The organism is Aeromicrobium duanguangcaii, assembly GCF_024508295.1.
GTDB classification, from domain to species: Bacteria; Actinomycetota; Actinomycetes; order Propionibacteriales; family Nocardioidaceae; genus Aeromicrobium; species Aeromicrobium duanguangcaii.
This window is the reverse complement of sequence record NZ_CP101990.1, coordinates 1,237,606-1,256,464: the sequence shown is the minus strand read 5'-3', so window position 1 is coordinate 1,256,464 and position 18,859 is coordinate 1,237,606. Positions and strand designations below refer to the sequence as shown.

General features: G+C 71.9%; 11 protein-coding genes. 5 read left to right on the top strand and 6 right to left on the bottom strand.

Features of this window, described 5'->3' with window-relative positions; translation table 11 throughout:
* Positions 1 to 46: 46 nt before the first annotated feature.
* Entirely contained in the window at positions 47 to 628 is a 582-nt protein-coding gene (locus tag NP095_RS06335) for a hypothetical protein (protein ID WP_232416816.1), read from the bottom strand.
* 102 nt (positions 629 to 730) lie between these two features.
* On the opposite strand from NP095_RS06335, the gene recC reads away from it, so the two are divergent.
* The 3 genes from recC to recD are packed head-to-tail and all read left to right on the top strand — an operon-like array spanning position 731 to position 9,026.
* On the top strand, positions 731 to 4,024 hold the full coding sequence (recC, locus tag NP095_RS06330; RefSeq protein WP_232416817.1) for an exodeoxyribonuclease V subunit gamma: 3,294 nt from the start codon (positions 731 to 733) through the stop codon (positions 4,022 to 4,024).
* Positions 4,025 to 4,029: 5 nt separating this feature from the next.
* Entirely contained in the window at positions 4,030 to 7,335 is a 3,306-nt protein-coding gene (locus tag NP095_RS06325; RefSeq protein WP_232417415.1) for a UvrD-helicase domain-containing protein, read from the top strand.
* Positions 7,332 to 9,026, top strand: a complete 1,695-nt coding sequence (gene recD, locus NP095_RS06320) for an exodeoxyribonuclease V subunit alpha (protein ID WP_232416818.1) — start codon at positions 7,332 to 7,334, stop codon at positions 9,024 to 9,026. The genes NP095_RS06325 and recD overlap by 4 nt, the downstream gene beginning before the upstream one ends.
* A 1-nt stretch (position 9,027) precedes the next feature.
* Here the strand turns inward: recD and NP095_RS06315 are convergent, their stop codons facing one another.
* The 3 genes from NP095_RS06315 to NP095_RS06305 form a co-directional block, all read right to left on the bottom strand.
* Complete coding sequence (locus tag NP095_RS06315; RefSeq protein ID WP_232416819.1) at positions 9,028 to 10,611, bottom strand: MDR family MFS transporter; 1,584 nt, start codon at positions 10,609 to 10,611, stop codon at positions 9,028 to 9,030.
* A complete protein-coding gene (locus NP095_RS06310; RefSeq protein ID WP_232416820.1) occupies positions 10,608 to 11,234 on the bottom strand; it encodes a TetR/AcrR family transcriptional regulator in 627 nt (208 codons plus the stop codon). Before NP095_RS06310 ends, NP095_RS06315 begins: the two co-directional genes overlap by 4 nt.
* Positions 11,235 to 11,418: 184 nt before the next feature.
* On the bottom strand, positions 11,419 to 12,594 hold the full coding sequence (locus NP095_RS06305; RefSeq protein WP_232416821.1) for an NAD(P)/FAD-dependent oxidoreductase: 1,176 nt from the start codon (positions 12,592 to 12,594) through the stop codon (positions 11,419 to 11,421).
* Between the two features lie 94 nt (positions 12,595 to 12,688).
* On the opposite strand from NP095_RS06305, the gene NP095_RS06300 reads away from it, so the two are divergent.
* Both NP095_RS06300 and NP095_RS06295 read left to right on the top strand, forming a co-directional pair.
* Positions 12,689 to 14,098 carry a cytochrome ubiquinol oxidase subunit I gene (locus NP095_RS06300; protein ID WP_232416822.1) on the top strand — a complete coding sequence of 470 codons (1,410 nt, stop codon included), beginning with the start codon at positions 12,689 to 12,691 and terminating at the stop codon, positions 14,096 to 14,098.
* On the top strand, positions 14,095 to 15,096 hold the full coding sequence (locus NP095_RS06295) for a cytochrome d ubiquinol oxidase subunit II (RefSeq protein WP_232416823.1): 1,002 nt from the start codon (positions 14,095 to 14,097) through the stop codon (positions 15,094 to 15,096). The genes NP095_RS06300 and NP095_RS06295 overlap by 4 nt, the downstream gene beginning before the upstream one ends.
* A gap of 87 nt (positions 15,097 to 15,183) precedes the next feature.
* On the opposite strand, the gene NP095_RS06290 is transcribed toward NP095_RS06295, so the two are convergent.
* Entirely contained in the window at positions 15,184 to 18,105 is a 2,922-nt protein-coding gene (locus NP095_RS06290) for a vitamin B12-dependent ribonucleotide reductase (protein ID WP_232416824.1), read from the bottom strand.
* Between the two features lie 59 nt (positions 18,106 to 18,164).
* Positions 18,165 to 18,680 carry a transcriptional regulator NrdR gene (gene nrdR / locus NP095_RS06285; RefSeq protein ID WP_232416825.1) on the bottom strand — a complete coding sequence of 172 codons (516 nt, stop codon included), beginning with the start codon at positions 18,678 to 18,680 and terminating at the stop codon, positions 18,165 to 18,167.
* Positions 18,681 to 18,859 lie beyond the last annotated feature (179 nt).

The following is an 18,859-nucleotide window of genomic DNA, read 5'->3' as shown; positions in this document are numbered from 1 at the left end:
GGGGCGGCCCCGAGAGGCCGTCCCATCGTCGTTCTCTCGTCGTGCGTCAGGAACGCACCAACCGGCGCGACAGGTCGCGGTGCAGCGCCTCGACCTGTCGCTCGTCCAGGGACCCGCCGGCGCGCAGCCGCCGCAGGGTCGATCGGACCGAGAGGACGCGCACGCCGCCGACCTCCAGGGGACGCAGGGGAAGCTCGCCCTCGACGAAGCAGTAGCTGCTGTGGACGTCCGCGTCGGGAATCGGTCCGGTCGAGACCGTCGCCTGCAGGGCCTCGGCGTGCTGCTGCATCTGCTCGGCGATCCGGGTGTGACGGACCCCGTCGATGACGAAGGTGCTGCCGTCCCGGCAGGCCCGGACCTTCTTGCCCGGGTACGAGCGCGGCTCGATCAGGTGCACGCCGGACGGGGTCACGGCGATGATCGGCAGGTCCCCGGACTGTCCCGCCAGACGCCGGTGGAACAGGAACAGCGCCCGGTCCCCGAACGCGTCGATCAGGATCTTGGCCAGGGCGTCGGTGGCGTCGGCCCGCTCGGGCGGCGGCTCGGTGGGCTGCGAACCGTCGCCCTGCACCACCCTCAGCTGGGGGCGCGACAGCGGGTCCACGCTGCGCACGGTCTTGCGACTCATGCCCATGAGACGAAGGTCTCACCCGGACATGACGCGAGTCCGGCCAAGTAGTTTCCCGCCGCTCGTCCCGATGTCGGAGGCACACGGCAGACTGGGCCCGACATGACCTTCCACCTGCACCGCGCCGAGCGCACCGACGTGCTCGCCGACGCCCTGGCCGACCTGCTGGCCGAGCCGACGGACGACCCGTTCGCGACCGAGCTGGTGGTGGTCGCGGCGCTCGGCACCGAGCGCTGGCTGTCGCAGCGGCTCAGCCACCGCCTCGGCGCCTCGGCGCACGGCGGTGACGGCGTGACCGCCGGGATCCGGTTCGCGCGCCCGCAGTCGATCGTGGCCGAGCTGCTGGCCGAGGACGACCAGGACCCCTGGCGGCCCGACGCGCTCGCCTGGCGGGTGCTCGAGGTGCTCGAGGCCGCACTGTCCGAGCCGTGGCTCGACACGGTGGCGCGCCACCTGGGCCAGCACGACGACGGGCCCGAGCGCGCCCTGCGTCGCGACCGCCGGCTCGGGGTGGCCCGGCACCTGGCCGGCCGGTTCCACGCGTACGCCCGGCAGCGTCCCGCCATGACCTCCGCGTGGACCGACGGACGCGACGAGGACGGCACCGGCCGCGTGCTGCGAGCCGACGTCCGCTGGCAGGCCGAGGTCTGGCGTCGCGTCCGCTCCCTCGTCGACGCTCCCTCACCCGACGAGCGCATCGCCACCACCGTGGCCGCCCTGCGACGCTCGCCCGAGGCCGTCGACCTGCCGCCGCGGTTCAGCCTCTTCGGCCACAACCGCCTGCCGCTGGGCGAGCTGCAGGTGCTGGCCGCCCTCGCCGGGCACCGTGACGTGCACCTCTGGCTCCCCCACCCCTCGCCGGCGGCGTGGGACCGTCTCGCCGGGATCGACACGATCGTCCCGCGCGACCAGGACACCACGGCCGAGCTGCTCGGCAACCCGCTGCTGGCCGCCCTGGGCCGCGACGTCCGCGAGCTGCAGCGGTCGATCGCCGCGGTGGCCCCGGACCTGCGGGTCCATCCGCCGATCGCCGTCTCGCGCCCCGACACGCTGCTGGGCCGGGTGCAGTCCGACGTCGCCGCCGACCGGGCCGGCGCCGGCGGACCGGCTCCGGCGGCGTCCGACCGCACGATCCAGGTCCACGCCTGCCATGGCCGGGCCCGGCAGGTCGACGTCCTGCGCGACGTGATCGTCGGCCTGCTCCAGGACGACCCCACCCTCGAGCCGCGGGACATCCTGGTGATGGTGCCCGACATCGAGGCGTACGCGCCGCTGTTCCATGCCGCCTTCGGCCAGGCCGAGACGGTCGACCGCGGCCACCATCACCCCGGCCACCGCCTGCAGGTGATGCTCGCCGACCGGGCGGCATCTCGCACCAACCCCCTGCTGGGCTTGACCGTCGCGGTGCTCGAGCTGGCCCGGCGCGGTCGGGCCACGAACGCCGAGGTCCTCGACCTGCTGGCGACGGCGCCCGTGCGGCAGCGGTTCGATCTCGACGACGCCGCGGTCGAGCGGATCACCCAGTGGGTCGAGTCCAGCGGAGTCCGCTGGGGCTTCGACGCCGAGCACCGGCGCCGCTTCGGCGTGCCGCTGGAGCAGAACACCTGGCGCGCGGGGTTGGACCGGCTCGTCACCGGCGTGGCCGCCACCGAGGACCCGGCCCGCCCCGTGGCCGAGGTCCTGCCGCTCGACGACGTGCCCAGTGGCGACGTCGACCTGGTCGGCCGCCTCGTCACCTTCGTCGACGGGCTCGAGCGCGCGGTCGACGCCTTCGGGCGCGAGGCCACGATGGCGCAGTGGTCGCGCCGCATCGACACCCTGCTCACCGACCTGGCCGATGTCCCGCACTCGCTGGCCTGGCAGCGCCAGCAGGTCGATCGCGAGCTCGAGCGGCTCGACGACGAGGCCACCGTGCTGCAGCCCGGCGAGGTGCTCTCGATGGTGCGTGACCGGTGGGCCGGCCGGCCGTCGCGGGCCAACTTCCGCACCGGCAGCCTGACGGTCTGCACGATGGTCCCGATGCGCTCGGTCCCGCACCGGGTGGTGTGCCTGGTCGGCCTCGACGACGGCACCTTCCCGCGCTCGACCCACGCCGATGGCGACGACGTCCTGGCCCGCCGGCCCCTCACCGGCGAGCGGGACGCCCGCGCCGAGGACCGCCAGCTGCTGCTCGACGCCGTCATGTCGGCCACCGAGACGCTCGTCGTCACGTACACCGGCGCCGACGAGCATCGCGGCCAGCCGCGGCCGCCCGCCGTGCCGCTGGGCGAGCTGCTCGACCAGGTTCGGCGCACCGCCGGCGAGGACGTGGACGTCGTCACCCATCACCCGCTCCAGCCGTTCGATCCGCGCAACCTGCTGCCCGGCGCCGTCGTCCCCGACGGCCGTCCCTTCAGCTTCGACCCGGCCGCCCTCGCGGGCGCGCGGGCCAGCCTCGGCCCCCGTCGCGAGCCGGGCCCCTTCCTGCCTTCCCCCCTGCCCGCGCCGCCGCGCGACGACCTCGCCCTCTCCGATCTGGTGGCCTTCGTCCAGAACCCCATCCGGTCCTTCTGGCGCCAGCGCCTCGACGTGTCACTGACCGGCGACGACGACCTGCTCGACGAGGACCTGCCGATCACACTCGACGGGCTCCAGCAGTGGCACATCGGCCAGCGACTGCTCGACGACGCGGTGCGCGGCGTCGGCGCCGACGACGCGTGGTCCGCGGTGTGGCGCGCCGGGATGCTTCCCCCGGGACGCCTCGGCACCGCCGTCGGCGCCAGCGTCGGCACCCGGGTCGCGACGCTCGTCGCCGGCACCGCCGCGCTGCGGTCCGGCGACGCCACCTCGGTCGACATCGACGTCGCCCTGCCCGACGGGCGTCGCCTCCTGGGCACCGTCGAGGGCGTTCACGACGACCGGCTCGTCACCGTCTCCTACTCCACCGTCCACGGTCGACACCGGCTGCGCGACTGGGTCCGGCTGCTCGCCCTGGCCGTCCAGCGCCCCGACGTCCGCTGGGTCGCCCACACCGCCGGCAAAGTCGGTCGCGGCACCGCCCAGATCGTCACCACGCTCCCGACCGACCCCGACGCCACCCTCGGGCTGCTGGCCGACCTCGTCGACCTGCGCGACGCGGGTCTGTGCCGCCCTCTGCCCGTGCCGGTCGAGCTGGCGCTGACCTACACGACCCAGCTGCGGTCGCGAGGTCCCGAGGCGGCCGCCCGGATCGCGTCGCGTGAGTGGCAGCGCGACGGCCGGACCGCCGGTCCCCCGCCGGACCGCGACGCCGACGAGATCGTCCGGGTCTGGGGACCCCGGGCCCCGTTCTCGGCGCTGGTCGACGACGGCTTCACCACGCTGGCGCCGCGACTGTGGGACGGCGCCCTCGACCACCAACGCGAGGCGGCCCTGTGACCGACATGGACCTGCAGGCGTTCGACATCACCGCTCCGCTGCCGTCGGGCACCGCCCTGCTCGAGGCCAGCGCCGGCACCGGCAAGACGTGGACCATCGGCGCGCTCGTCACCCGGTACGTCGCCGAGGGTGTCGTCACGCTGCCCGAGCTGCTCGTCATCACGTTCGGCCGTGCCGCCAGTCGCGAGATGCGCGAGCGCGTCCGCGACCAGCTGGTCGCGGCCGAGGCGGCGCTGGCCGATCCCGCCGCACACCGTGACGGCGGCGATCCCCTGCTGCGGTTGCTGACCGACGTCCCCGACGCCGAGGTCGCGACCCGCCGCGCCCGGGTGCGGGCCGCGCTGGCCGACTTCGACGGTGCGACCATCGCCACGACCCACCAGTTCTGCCAGACGGTCCTGCGCAGCCTCGGCACGGCCGGCGACTCCGACGGCTCCGCCGAGCTCACCGACGACCTGACCGAGCTGGTCGACCAGATCGTCGACGACCTCTACGTCGCCAAGTACGCCCGCGAGGACGATCCGGCGCTGTCCCACGGTCAGGCTCGCGCCCTGGCCCATGCGGTCGTGGCCGACCCCCACGCCGCACTCGTGCCCCTCGATGCCGACCCCGACTCTCCGGCCGGCGTGCGCGTCCGCTTCGCCGAGGTCGTCCGGCGCCGGCTCGACCAGCGCAAGCGCGAGCTGGGACTGCTGGACTACGACGACCTGCTCAAGCGACTGGAGTCCGTGCTCGAGGACCCCGACTCCCCTGCCCGGGCGCTGATGCGCGACCGCTGGCGCGTGGTCCTGGTCGACGAGTTCCAGGACACCGACCCCGTCCAGTGGAACGTCCTGCACCGTGCCTTCGGCGGCGTGGCCACGCTGGTGCTGATCGGCGATCCCAAGCAGGCGATCTACGCCTTCCGCGGCGGCGACGTCCACACCTATCTGCGCGCCGCCGCCACGGCCACCGAGCGACGGACCCTGCCGGTCAACTGGCGCAGCGACGCCCCGCTGGTCGAGGCGCTCGGCGCGACGTTCGCCGGCGCCCAGCTCGGCCACCCCGACATCGCGGTGCGCCCCGTCCGGGCCCAGCACGCCGAGAGCCGGCTGCGCGACCTGCCCCGTCCCGCGGCGTTCCGGCTGCGGGTGATGGACCGCGACGGCGCCGCCGAGCCCCACCGCGACCTCGCCGTCGCGGCGGCCCGCAGCACGATCGTCGAGGACCTCGCGGCCGATGTCGCCGAGGTGCTCGCCTCCAGCGCCTCCTTCGACAGCGGACCCGACGGGGTCCGTCCCCTCGCCGCCGGCGACATCGCCGTGCTGGTCGCCACGGGCGTCGAGGCCGACCTGGTCCGGCGCACCTTCGAGCGACACGGCATCCCGGCCGTCCTCGGCGGCGGCAGCAACGTCCTGCGCAGCAGTGCGGCGGACGACTGGCTGACCCTGCTCGAAGCCATGGAGTCGCCCCAGCGCTCCGGGCTCGTGCGGGCCGCCGGCCTGACGGACCTGCTGGGCCAGGACGCCACGACCCTCGTCGTCGGCGGGGACGAGCTGACCGACCGGATCGCCACGCGCGTCCGCGACCTCGCCGACCTGCTCGCGGCGCGCGGGGTCGCCGCCGTGGTCGAGTCCCTCACCGACGAGGCCTTCGCGGCCCGCATCCTCGCGCGGCCGGACGGCTACCGGCGGATGACCGATCTGCGTCATGTCGCGCACCTGCTGCACGAGGTCGCCCTGCGCGAGCACCTCGGACTCTCCGGACTCGTGCAGTGGCTGCGGCGCCAGCGCAGCGAGAGCGGCGACTCCGCCGAGCTCACCCGGCGGCTCGACAGCGACGCCAAGGCCGTCCAGGTGCTGACCATCCACGCCAGCAAGGGCCTGGAGTTCCCCGTCGTCTACCTGCCGTTCCTGTTCAACCGCTGGCGTCCCGACCGCGAGGAGCGGCCTCGCTTCCACGACGCCTCGGGACAGCGGTTCCTCGACGTCGGCGGCTCGGGGCACCCCGCGTTCGCCGAGCACTCGCGCGCCGCCCAGGCCGAGGACGCCGGCGAGGTGCTGCGGCTGGCCTACGTCGCCATGACCCGGGCGAAGTCCCAGCTCGTCGCGTGGTGGGCCCCCACGCGCGACGCCCGCAACTCCGGCCTGCACCGGCTGCTGTTCCGACCCGATCCCGCACGCCCCGACGTGCCCGAGGTGGCGCCCGTCCCCGACGACGCCACGGCGCTCTCGGTGCTGCGCGGCTGGCAGGACCGCGACGGGCCCTCGCTCGAGCGCGTGGTCCCCCGCGCCGGCGCCGACGTGTCGCCCGCCGACGCTCCCTGCGACCTGGCCGTGCGCCCGTTCGACCGCGAGCTGGACACCGCCTGGCGCCGCACGTCGTACTCGGGCCTCATCCGCGCCGAGCAGGACGCGCCCCATGTCGGCAGCGAGCCCGAGACCGAGGGCACGACGGACGAGGACGAGTCGATCCCGGCCGTCGTGACCGACGCGGCGGACACCCGCCCCTCCCCCATGGCCGACCTGCCGAAGGGCGCCACGTTCGGCAGTCTCGTCCATGCCGTGCTCGAGGAGGTCGACGTCACGGCCGAGGACCTGCCCGCCCAGATCGAGGCGCGGGTCCGCGAGCAGCTGGATCTGTGGACGGTCGAGATGGACGTCGCCACCGCAGTGACGGCCTTCGAGGCCATCCTCACCACCCCGCTGGGCCCGCTGGCCGCGGACCTCGACCTGCTCACCCTCCTGCGCGAGCACCAGCTCAAGGAGCTCGACTTCGAGATCCCGATGGGCGGCGGCGACCACCCGGTGGCCGGGCTCGCCCGGCTGGGCGACCTCGCCGACGTGCTGGACGCGCACCTGACGAGCGACGACCCGCTGCGGCCGTTCGCCGCGCGGCTGAGGTCCCCCGCGCTGGCGGACCAGCCGTTGCGGGGCTACCTGACCGGCTCGATCGACCTGGTCCTGCGGCTGCCCACGGGAGGCTTCCTGGTGGTCGACCACAAGACCAACTGGCTGGGTCCGACCGATGTGCCGCTGACGATCGCGGGCTACCGGCCCGATGCGCTCGCCGAGGCGATGAACGCGGGCACCTACCCGCTGCAGGCGCTGCTCTACTCCGTCGTGCTGCACCGCTTCCTGCGGTGGCGGGTGCGGGACTACGACCCCGAACGTCACCTGGGCGGAGTGCTCTATCTGTACCTGCGGGGCATGGCCGGGCCTGACGCGCCGCGGTACGGGGACGTGCCGTACGGCGTCTTCTCGTGGCGTCCGCCGGCGTCCCTCGTCCTCGCCCTGTCCGAGCTGCTCGACGGAACCGGAGCGAGCCGATGACGACGCACGCCACGATCGACGACTTCGTCGCCGCCGAGGTCCTGACGACCGGAGACGCCCTGGTCACCGCGCGGCTCGGTCGGATCACCGGCGAGACGGCGGACCTGCCACTGCTCGCGCTGGCGTTCGCCGTGCGGGCGGTCCGGCACGGGTCGACCTGCTTCGACCCGCGCCATGATCCCGAGGTGCCAGGTCTGACGTGGCCCGACCCGGCCGCGTGGCTGCGCGCCGTCGAGGCCAGCGACCTCGGCCGGGTACTCGTGGTCGAGCACGGGCTCGTCTACCTGGATCGCTACCGCCGGCTGGAGGTCGCGCTCTGTGACGACCTCACGGCCCGGGCGACACTCTCGGCGCCCCCGCTCGACGAGGCACGGCTCACCGAGGACCTCGACCGGCTCTTCCCCGGCGCCGAGCACGAGGACCAGCGCGCCGCGGCCGAGCGCGCGGCCCGCGTCGGCACGATCGTGCTGACCGGCGGACCGGGCACCGGCAAGACCACGACGGTCGCCGGCGTCCTGGCGATCCTGCAGGCGCAGTCGCTGGCCATGCACGGCCGGTCGCTGCGGGTCGCCCTGACCGCCCCGACGGGCAAGGCCGCGGCCCGCATGCGCGAGGCCGTCGCAGCCACCGCCAGCCGGCTGGCGCTCACCGACGACGAGCGGACGTGGCTCACCGGGCTGCCGTCCTCGACGATGCACCGGCTGCTCGGCTGGCGACCGGACAACCACACGCGGTTCCGGCACGACCGTCTGCGGCGCCTGCCCCACGACGTCGTGGTGGTCGACGAGACCTCGATGGCCTCCCTCGAGAACGTCGCCCGGCTGCTCGAGGCGCTGCGCCCCGACACCCGGCTCATCCTGGTCGGCGACGCCGACCAGCTGGCCTCCGTCGAGGCCGGGGCCGTCCTGCACGACGTCGTCGCCGGGTGGTCCGACGAGCACGTCGTCCGGCTCACCCGCAGCCACCGGTTCGGGGCGGGGATCGGCAGGCTCGCCGCGGTCGTGCGCGACGGCGACGCCGACACGGCGGTCGAGCTGCTCACCGCCGGCGATCCCGCGATCCGTCTCGTGCAGCCCGACCAGGGCGCGTCACTGGTCGAGTCGACTCTCATGCCGATCGCCCGCGACCTCGTCGCGGCCGGACGCCACGACGACGCGGACGCCGCCCTGCGGCGCCTGGGCGAGCACCGGCTGCTGTGTGCCCATCGCGACGGACCGTTCGGCGCCACGACGTGGAACGAGCGCGTCACGGCCGGCCTGCGTCACGACGTCGGCTACGGCGATTGGTACCCCGGACGGCCCGTCCTCGTGACCCGCAACGACGCTCAGCTGGGTGTGTTCAACGGCGACGCCGGGGTGGTCGTCGAGCGCGACGGTCAGCTGGTGGTGGCCGTCGACGGCGAGCCCGTGCGCGAGTTCGCCACCTCGCGGCTGCCCGACGTCCAGACCGGCTACGCGATGACGATCCACCGCAGCCAGGGCAGCGAGTTCTCCCACGTCACCGTGCTGCTGCCCGATGCCGACTCGCGGGCGATGACCCGCGAGCTGCTCTACACCGCGATCACGCGCGCCGTCGACACCGTGACGGTCATCGGCACGCCCGACGACATCAGGACGGCGATCGGGCGGCGAGTCGCCCGATCCAGTGGGATCGCGGAGCGACTCGCCGCCCGTCAGTCGGCAGCGCGCTGAGTCAGCGCTCGGCGCCGGTCATCGCCTCGGCCGCGTCGAGCGTGTGCTCACCCAGCGACTCGTCCTTCTTGGCAGTCTCGATGGTGTGGCGCAGCGGCTTCTCGTGGACGAACCACAGGACCGCCGCCGAGACCGCCGCGAACGGGGCCAGCCACAGGAAGATCGGCATGAGCGCCTCGTTGTAGGCGCCCACCACGAGGTCGTGCAGCGCGGGCGGCAGGCTCGAGACCATGTCGGGCGTCAGCGACGACGACCCGCCGCCGGTGCCGGACTCGGGCAGCGTGGCCGCGAGCGAGTCGGTCAGGCGCGTCGTGAAGATCGAGCCGACCGCCGCGGCGCCCAGCGTGCCGCCGACCTGGCGGAAGAAGTTGTTCGCCGCGGTCGCCGTGCCGACGATCCGGTGCGAGAACGAGTTCTGCACGATCAGCGTCAGCACCTGCATGCCCAGGCCGATGCCGATGCCCAGCACCAGCAGCCCGCCCTCGATGTGCCAGCGCGGGTCGCCGATGTCGACCGTCGACAGCAGGAACAGGCCCAGGCCCGTGACCACGGCACCGGCGATCGGGTACCAGCGGTAGCGACCCGTGCGGCTGACCGCCTGGCCGACGACGATCGACGTGACGAGCATGCCGCCCATCATCGGGATCATCATGAGGCCGGCCTGGGTGGCGGTGACGCCGACCGACATCTGCAGGTAGGTGGGCAGGTACGACAGCGAGCCGAACATGCACACGCCCAGGATGATGACGCCCACCGTGGTCAGGTTGAAGTTGCGGTCGCGGAAGAGGCCCAGCGGCATGACGGGCTCCTCGGCCCGGCGCTCGACCGCGACGAACGCGAACGCGGCGACGACGGTGATGACGGCCAGGCCGATGATCTGCGGGCTGGTCCAGGCGTACTGGTGGCCGCCCCACGTCGCGCCCAGGATCAGGGCGCTGGTGGCGATGGCCAGCAGCGTCATGCCCAGGTAGTCCACGCGGGTCTTGGCGCGCTCGACGACCGGCTTCTGCAGCAGCGCCACGACCGCGACGAAGGCCACCACGCCCAGCGGGACGTTGATCCAGAAGGTCCAGCGCCAGCCGGGACCCTCGGTGAACCAGCCGCCCAGCAGCGGGCCGGCGACTGACGACAGGCCGAAGACGGCCCCGAGGATGCCCATGTACTTGCCGCGCTCGCGCGCGGGCACGACGTCGGCGATCGCGGCCTGCGACAGCACCATGAGTCCGCCGCCGCCCAGGCCCTGCACGGCGCGCGCCGCGATGAGGACGTTCATGTCCTGCGCGACCGCGCCCAGCAGGGAGCCGACGGTGAACAGGGTGATCGCGAGCAGCAGCATGGGCTTGCGACCGAGGCGGTCGCCGAGGCGCCCGTAGATCGGCATCGTCACGGTCATGCCCAGCAGGTAGGCGGTCATGACCCAGGCGATGTGGTCGGCGCCGTTGAGCGAGCCGACGATCGTCGGCAGCGCGGTCGAGAGCACGGTCTGGCTCAGCGAGGCCAGCAGCATGACGAGCATGAGGGCCGCGAATACCAAGATGACGGTGCGCTTCTCGTGCGCCCGAGTGGAGGGGGTGGTGATCGTCATAGTGCGGTGGAGGTGACCTTTCGGAAGATGGTGATGGCGCAGATGAGAGCGGCGTCCCGGTCGGTGTGGAAGAAGTCCGGGTCGCCCGTCCAGGTGAGAGTCACGACCGCCCCGGCGAGCAGGACGAGAGCGTGAGCCTCGATGGGGTCGGTCGGCAGGCCCTCGATGCCCAGCCACGGCGGCTCGGTGTCCTCGATCATGCGGGCGATGACGAGCTTGCGGCTGTCGGTGAAGACCTGCGAGAGGCGGGCGCGGAGCCGCGGGTGCGAGGCGGCCAGCGCCCGGCGCTGGACGAGGTCGACCCCGGGACCGATCGTGCTGGCTGCGACCTCGGTCACGAGCTTGCTGACCCGTAGCAGGGCCGGCTCGTCGCGGGAGTCGCGCAGCATCTGGACCGCGTCCTCGGTGATCCGCGGAGCGCGGACGCCGACGATGGCGTCCTCCTTCGAGTCGAAGTAGTTGAAGAAGGTGCGCGGCGAGATGCCCGCGGCCGCGGCGATCTGGGCGACGGTGACCTCGTCGGGTCCGTGCTCGCGGGTGGCCGCCGAGGCGGCGTGGTGGATGGCGGTCCACGTCTGGCGCTGGCGCTCGGCCACCAGGGGGCTGACGGTTTCTGTTTGCACAACTGCATTCTATGCAGTCATGCAAAGCATGCACGAATGCAACGCGGCTGTCACTCCAAGTTGCCTGAGTGTGCTTCCTCACCTACGGTCGAAGTGCCCGCGATCGCCCCCCTCTGGGGCTGCGGGCACAGCGAGACCGGGTCCCGGGGGCGGTGCATCCCCCGGGGCCCGGCACGGTGCCGGCTCAGCCCACCGCCGCCAGCTCCGCCGGATCGACCCGGCGGCCCACCATCTCACGCAGCGTGTCGCTGACATCCCAGATCCCGACGTTCATGGCGGCGGTCAGCAGGTTCTGCCCGTCGAACCAGTAGGCGATGAAGCGGTTCGCGGTCAGGTCCCCGTGGATCTCGAGCCGGTCGTCCGGCCCGGCCCGGCCCACGTACTCCATCGAGAGCTCGAACTGGTCGGTGAAGAAGTACGGGAGCCAGTCGTGGGTGGTGTCCAGGCCCAGCAGCACGTCCGCGGCCGCCCGGCCCTGACGGATCGCGTTGTCCCAGTGCTCGACCCGCAGCCGGTCGTGCAACGTCGTGTTCCAAGCGTTGGCGACGTCGCCGATCGCCATCACGCGCTCGTCCGCGGTCTGGAACCGCTCGTCCACCACGATGCCGCCGTCGACCTCGAGCCCGGCGTCCTCCGCCAGGACGACATCAGGGACGGCACCGACCGCGACCAGGACGTGATCGGCGTCGATCGTGCCCTGCGAGGTGCGCACGCCGGTCGGACGCCCGGACCGGACCAGCACCTCCTCCACCGCGACGCCGGTCCGCAGATCGACGCCGTGGGACCGGTGCAGGCCGACCAGGTGCTCGGCCAGTTCGACGCCCACGACGTTCGCCAAGGGCAGGTCGGCCTGCTCGAGGACCATCACCTCGACCCCGTGATGACGGGCGGCGGCGGCCACCTCGAGGCCGATCCAGCCCGCGCCGATGATCACCAGGCGGCCACCGGACTCCAGCGCCCGGAGCAGTTCCGCCGAGTCCTCGCGCGTGCGTAGGTAGAGCGCCGTGTCGGCGCCGGGCACGTCGGGAACGCGCGGTTGCGCGCCCGCGGCCAGGATCAGCAGGTCGTACGGGAGCCGCTCCCCCGACTCCAGGGTCACCCGTCGCCCGTTCCGGTCCAGCGAAGTCGCCCGGTCGCCGGTGAGCAGCCTGACGTCGTGGTCGGCCCACCAGCCGGGGTCCAGCACCTCCGGATCGGTGTCCTTGCCGAGCAGCAGATCCTTCGACAGCGGTGGGCGCTCGTACGGCGCGTGCGGCTCCGCCCCCACGACGGTGATCGACCCCTCGTAGTCCTCGTCCCTCAGCCGCTCGACGGCCTTCGCGGCAGCCAGCCCTGCCCCGACGATCACCAGACGCTCCATGCCTCCATGCTGCGCCGCATGACCCGCCGCGCAAGCCCGCGACCGGAATACAGCCGGGAGGTGGACGACCTGACGCGGGGTTACGTTGGCTGATGTGGCGGTCCTCGACCTGGTCCAAGAGGTTCTCGCCGGACAGGATCCGGCGGGACTGCTGCCCGCCCGCCAGCAGATGGCGCTCTCCCTGGGGTGGCACATCGTGCTCGCGTCGTTCGGGGTCGCCTTCCCCGCGATGATCTTCGTCGCGCACTGGCGCGGCGTGTACCGCGACGACGCGAACGCCCTGACCCTGGCGCAGCGGTGGGCCAAGGTCTCGGCCGTGCTGTTCGCCATCGGCGCGGTCTCGGGGACGGTGCTCAGCTTCGAGATGGGCCTGCTGTGGCCCGGTCTGATGGGTCCGTTCGGCGACGTCCTGGGACTGCCGTTCGCGTTCGAGGGACTCTCGTTCTTCACCGAGGCGATCTTCCTGGGGATCTACCTCTACGGCTGGGGGCGCATGCCGCCGCGGCTGCACCTGCTGATGATCCTGCCGATGGCCGTCGCCGGCGTCGTGGGGACGTACTGCGTCGTCGCGGTCAACGCCTGGATGAACATGCCGGTCGGCTTCGCCATCGAGGGCGGCGAGGTCGTCGACATCCGGCCCTGGGAGGTGCTGTTCAACCCCGGCGCCATCTTGCAGTTCGCGCACATGTGGGTCGCGGCCTACATGGTCGTGGGATTCCTGGTCGCGGGCGTCTACGCCGCCGGAATGCTGCGCGGACGGCGCAACCGGCACCATCGCCTGGGATTCACGATGGCGTTCGTCTTCGCGAGCGTGGCCGCCGTGATCCAGCCGTTCGTCGGACACCTGCTGGGCCTGCGCATCGCCACCCGTCAGCCGGCGAAGCTGGCCGCCTTCGAGCTCGCCACCACGACCGAGAGCCCCTCCCCACTGCGACTGGGTGGGCTGCTGGTCGACGGCGAGGTCCGCTACTCCCTCGACATCCCGTACCTCGGCTCGATCATCGCCCGGAACTCATTCACGAAGCCGGTGGTGGGACTCGACGAGATCCCGGTCGCGGACCAGCCGCCCATCAACATCACGCACGTCGCGTTCCAGACCATGGTGGGCATCGGGACGCTGCTGGCCGTCGCCGTCGTCGTGTACTGGTTCGCCCGGTGGCGCGGGTGGGACCTGCTGGCCAACCGGTGGATGCTGCGGGCCGCCGTGGCGGCCGGGCCTCTCGCGCTGATCGCGCTGGAGGCCGGCTGGATCGCGACCGAGGTCGGGCGACAGCCCTGGGTCGTCTACGACGTCCTGAGAACCGCCGACGCCGCGGGCGACAATCCCGATCTGTGGATCCTGCTGGTCGCGACCACGATCCTGTACACCGCCCTCACGATCGGCGCGATCACCGTCCTGCGCTCCATGTCGCGGCGGTGGCGCGCGGGCGAGGAGGACCTGCCCAGTCCGTACGGACCCGAGCTCCAGGAGCCCGGTGTCGACGAGCGCCCGGTGGGCTCGTGACCCTCCAGGTGGCGGTCGCCGCCGCGCTGTTCGTCGGTGTCGTGGCGTACGCCCTGTTCGGCGGCGCGGACTTCGGGTCGGGCTTCTACGACCTGACGGCCGGCGGTGCGCGGCGCGGCGCCGAACTGCGCACGCTGGTGGACCACAGCATCGGTCCGGTCTGGGAGGCAAACCACGTGTGGCTGATCTACGTCCTGGTGATGTGGTGGACCGGCTTCCCCCAGTCCTTCGCGTCCGCGATGAACACCCTGATCCTGCCGATGCTCTTCGCCCTGCTGGGCATCGTCCTGCGCGGCTCCGCCTTCGCCTTCCGCAAGTTCGCCCCGACCATGAGCCAGGCCCGGCTGTACGGCACGGTGTTCGCCGGCTCCTCGCTCATCACGCCGTTCTTCCTCGGGACGGTCGCCGGCGCGATCGCCTCCGGCCGGGTCCCGGCGCAGGGGCGCGGCGACCTGTGGACCTCATGGCTCAACCCGACCTCGATCCTCGGCGGGATCATCGCCGTCGGGACCTGTGCCTTTCTCGGCGGGGTCTTCCTCACCGCGGACGCCGACCGCGGCGGCCACGCCGCACTGGCCGACAGCCTGCGCCTGCGCACCCTGGCGGTCGGCGTCGCCACCGGTGTCGTGGTCTTCGCCGCGCTCGTCCCCATCGCCCAGGACTCCCCCACGCTGGCAGCGGGCCTCGAAGGACGGGCCGCCCCGCTCATCGTGGCGTCGGCGCTGGCCGGCGCGGGAACGCTGGTGTTGCTGTTCCGGCGGCGCTACAGCCCCGCCCGCGTGACCGCGGTCGTCGCCGTGGCGTCGGTCGTCACCGGCTGGGGCGTCGGGCAGTACCCGTGGCTCCTGGTCGACCAGGTCCGGATCGAGGACGGCGCCGGGGCGGACGCCACCTTGGTCGGACTGCTCGTCGTCGTGGGGCTGGCCGCTGTGCTCGTGGTGCCGCCACTGGTCTACCTCTTCCGGCTGACCCAGTCGCAGGAGTGGACCCGGGGCTGACGCCCGGACAAAGGGACCGGCCCGGACCCTCCGCGAGGAGAGTCCGGGCCGGGACGAGGGGCGGCTGCACCTGCCGCCGCCTCGAGATCAGCTGCAGCCGCTGGTGCTGCCGCAGCCCTCGCACACGTGGCAGGAGCCGGCGGGACGCATCTTCGTGCCGCAGGTCATGCACAGCGGGCTGTCGACCGCCGATCCGGTGATCTCCTCGAGCAGCTCGGCCGAGGTGTGGGCCCGACCGGAGGCCGGACGTGCCGTCTCGACCTGGACCGCCACCGCGTCGGCGTCGGCGATCTGCGCCTCGGCCTTGATCTCGGCAGCCGCCTCGGGCGTGGTGCCCGCGGACTCGTCGGTGACCAGCTCGGCGGCGGTGGAGCCGTCGCCCGTGACCGGCTCGTACGAGCCCGTGTCCAGGTACCGCTGACGCTCGTCGACCGAGAAGATCGACATGGCCGACCGGGTGTCGAAGTCGATGTAGTCCAGCGCCAGGCGACGGAAGACGTAGTCCATGATCGACTGCGCCATCCGCACGTCCGGGTCGTCGGTCAGACCGGCCGGCTCGAACTTGAGGTTCGTGAACTTGCTGACGAACGTCTCCAGCGGCACGCCGTACTGCAGGCCGATCGAGACCGCGATGCTGAACGCGTCCATCACGCCGGCCAGGGTCGAGCCCTGCTTGCCCAGCTTGAGGAAGATCTCGCCCAGCGTGCCGTCGTCGTGGGCACCGGAGGTCATGTAGCCCTCGGCGCCACCGACGCTGAAGCTGGTCGTGATCGCAGCGCGCGACTTGGGCAGACGGCGACGGATCGGCTTCTCGACGATCTTCTCGACGATCTTGACCTCGGCCTCGGCCGCGGCCTGGCCACTGGTCGCCTTGTCCTGCGTCTTCTGGCTGGACAGCGGCTGGCCGACCTTGCAGTTGTCGCGGTAGACCGCCAGCGCCTTCAGGCCGAGCTTCCAGCCCTGGAAGTACACGTCGGCGATCTCCTCGACCGTCGCAGTCTCGGGCATGTTGACCGTCTTGCTGATGGCGCCGGACAGGAACGGCTGGCAGGCCGCCATCATCCGGACGTGGCCCATCGGCTTGATGGCCCGCTCACCCACGGCGCAGTCGAAGACCTCGTAGTGCTCCGGGCGCAGGCCCGGGGCGTCGATGACGTGGCCGTTCTCGGCGATGAACTCGACGATCGCCTCGATGGTCTCGCCGGTGTAGCCCAGCTTCTCGAGAGCCGCCGGGACCGTCTGGTTGACGACCTGCATCGAGCCGCCGCCGACGAGCTTCTTGAACTTGACCAGCGAGAAGTCCGGCTCGATGCCGGTCGTGTCGCAGTCCATCATGAAGCCGATCGTGCCGGTGGGCGCCAGGACGGAGGCCTGGGAGTTGCGCCAGCCGTTCTTCTCACCGATCTTCAGGTTGGCCGCCCACTGCTTGGTGGCCTCCTTCTGCACGGCGATGTCGATCGCGTGCTTGGTGCGGATCTCGTCGTTGGCGGCCTGGTGCTTGCGCATGACGCGCTGGTGGCCGTCGACGTTGGCGGCGTAGCCCTCGTAGGGGCCGACGACTCCGGCGAGCTCGGCGCTGCGGCGGTAGGACGTGCCGGTCATCAGCGAGGTGATGCCCGCAGCCAGCGCCCGGCCACCCTCGGAGTCGTACGCCAGGCCCGAAGCCATGAGCAGCGCGCCGAGGTTGGCGTAGCCGATGCCCAGCTGACGGAACTTGCGCGTCGTGTCGCCGATGGCCTCGGTCGGGAAGTCGGCGAAGCAGATCGAGATGTCCATCGCGGTGATGATGAACTCGACGCTCTTGACGAACTTCGTGGTGTCGAAGGTGCCCTCGGCGGTGAGGAACTTCAGCAGGTTCAGGCTGGCCAGGTTGCAGCTGGAGTTGTCCAGGTGCATGTACTCGCTGCACGGGTTCGAGGCGGTGATCCGGCCCGACTCCGGCGTGGTGTGCCAGTCGTTGATGGTCGAGTCGTACTGGATGCCCGGGTCGGCGCACGCCCACGCGGCGTGGGCCATCTTGCCCCACAGCTCGCGGGCGTCGATCTCCTCGATGACCTCGCCGCTGGTGCGGGCGCGCAGACCGAAGGAGGTGCCCTCCTCGACGGCCTCCATGAACTCGTCGTTGACGCGAACCGAGTTGTTGGCGTTCTGGTACTGGACGCTGGTGATGTCCGAGCCGCCCAGATCCATGTCGAAGCCCGCGTCACGCAGCACGCGGATCTTCTCCTCCTCGCGCTCCTTGGTCTCGACGAACTCGACGATGTCGGGGTGATCGACGTCGAGCACGACCATCTTGGCGGCGCGACGGGTGGCGCCACCGGACTTGATCGTGCCGGCGGACGCGTCGGCGCCGCGCATGAAGGACACGGGGCCCGAGGCGGTGCCACCGGACGAGCGCAGCAGCTCCTTGCTGGAGCGGATGCGCGACAGGTTCAGGCCGGCACCGGAGCCGCCCTTGAAGATCAGGCCCTCCTCGCGGTACCAGTTCAGGATCGAGTCCATCGAGTCGTCGACGGCCAGGATGAAGCAGGCGCTGACCTGCTGGGGGCTGGACGTGCCGACGTTGAACCACACGGGGCTGTTGAAGCTGAAGATCTGGTGCAGGAGCATGTAGGTCAGCTCGTGCTCGAAGATCTCGGCGTCGGCGTCGGTGGCGAAGTAGCCGAAGTCCTTGCCGGCCTTGACGTAGGTCAGGACGACGCGGTCGAGCAGCTGGCGCAGGCTCGACTCGCGCTCGGGGCTGCCCACGGCGCCGCGGAAGTACTTCGTGGTGACGATGGTCGAGGCGTTGAGGCTCCAGAAGTCGGGGAACTCCACGCCGCGCTGCTCGAACACGGTCTCGCCGGTCTTCCAGTTGGTCTGGACGACGTCACGCCGCTCCCAGGTGACCGCGTCGTACGGGTGCACGCCCTCGGTGGTGTGGACTCGCTCGATCTTCAAGCCGCTCTTCGCGGACTTGCGGCTGGTGCGAGGGGCGGATCCCGAGGTCCCGCCGACCGTCTCGGTCATGTGGTGCTCCTGTCGTGGTGTGCAGCGTGGATGTGTGTCGTCTGGGGACTGCGGGTCGGTCAGGACCCGGAGTCGGGGTGCTTCGGCGATGCGGCCTCGGCGGTGCGGTCGAGCACCTGGGCGATGTCGGCCTGGTCGGCCATGAGCCCGGCGATCTCGGCGACGAAGTCGTCGGCGGAGTCGAAGGACTTGTAGACCGACGCGAAGCGCAGGTACGCGACCTCGTCGAGGGCGCGCAGGGGCTCGAGGATGGCCATCCCGATGTCCTGCGTGTTGATCTCGGCCTGGCCGGAGGCGCGCAGGGCGTCCTCGACCTGCTGGCCGAGGCAGGCCAGGTCGTCGGTCGAGACCGGCCGACCCTTGCAGGCCTTGGCGACGCCGGCGACGGCCTTCTCGCGGACGAACGGCTCGGTGGCCCCCGAGCGCTTCACGACCATGAGCTGCATCTGCTCGATCGTGGTGAAGCGCTTCTCGCATTGCGAGCAGGCCCGGCGACGGCGAATGGAGCCGCCCTCGTCGGCCACCCGCGAGTCGAGCACGCGCGTGTCGGTGTTCTTGCAGAACGGGCAGTGCATCGTTTCCTCCTCGCATCGGACCGAATTGCGTCCCCGGTGGAGAACCTGGGGACGAAGTGTGGACATCTTCACATGTGATGTGGACAACAGGACGGTGCCTGTGGACCTATATGTGGAGAATCACATCTGTGTAACTACTAGATGTAGTGGTTACTCTACGTGGCGTGTCACCGGTAAGC

What these genes read in the sequence shown, in the direction of transcription:
- NP095_RS06335 (WP_232416816.1), bottom strand. Translation starts at nt 628, where the DNA reads ATGAGTCGCAAGACCGTGCGCAGCGTGGACCCGCTGTCGCGCCCCCAG.
- recC (WP_232416817.1), top strand. Translation starts at nt 731, where the DNA reads ATGACCTTCCACCTGCACCGCGCCGAGCGCACCGACGTGCTCGCCGAC.
- NP095_RS06325 (WP_232417415.1), top strand. Translation starts at nt 4,030, where the DNA reads ATGGACCTGCAGGCGTTCGACATCACCGCTCCGCTGCCGTCGGGCACC.
- recD (WP_232416818.1), top strand. Translation starts at nt 7,332, where the DNA reads ATGACGACGCACGCCACGATCGACGACTTCGTCGCCGCCGAGGTCCTG.
- NP095_RS06315 (WP_232416819.1), bottom strand. Translation starts at nt 10,611, where the DNA reads ATGACGATCACCACCCCCTCCACTCGGGCGCACGAGAAGCGCACCGTC.
- NP095_RS06305 (WP_232416821.1), bottom strand. Translation starts at nt 12,594, where the DNA reads ATGGAGCGTCTGGTGATCGTCGGGGCAGGGCTGGCTGCCGCGAAGGCC.
- NP095_RS06290 (WP_232416824.1), bottom strand. Translation starts at nt 18,105, where the DNA reads ATGACCGAGACGGTCGGCGGGACCTCGGGATCCGCCCCTCGCACCAGC.
- nrdR (WP_232416825.1), bottom strand. Translation starts at nt 18,680, where the DNA reads ATGCACTGCCCGTTCTGCAAGAACACCGACACGCGCGTGCTCGACTCG.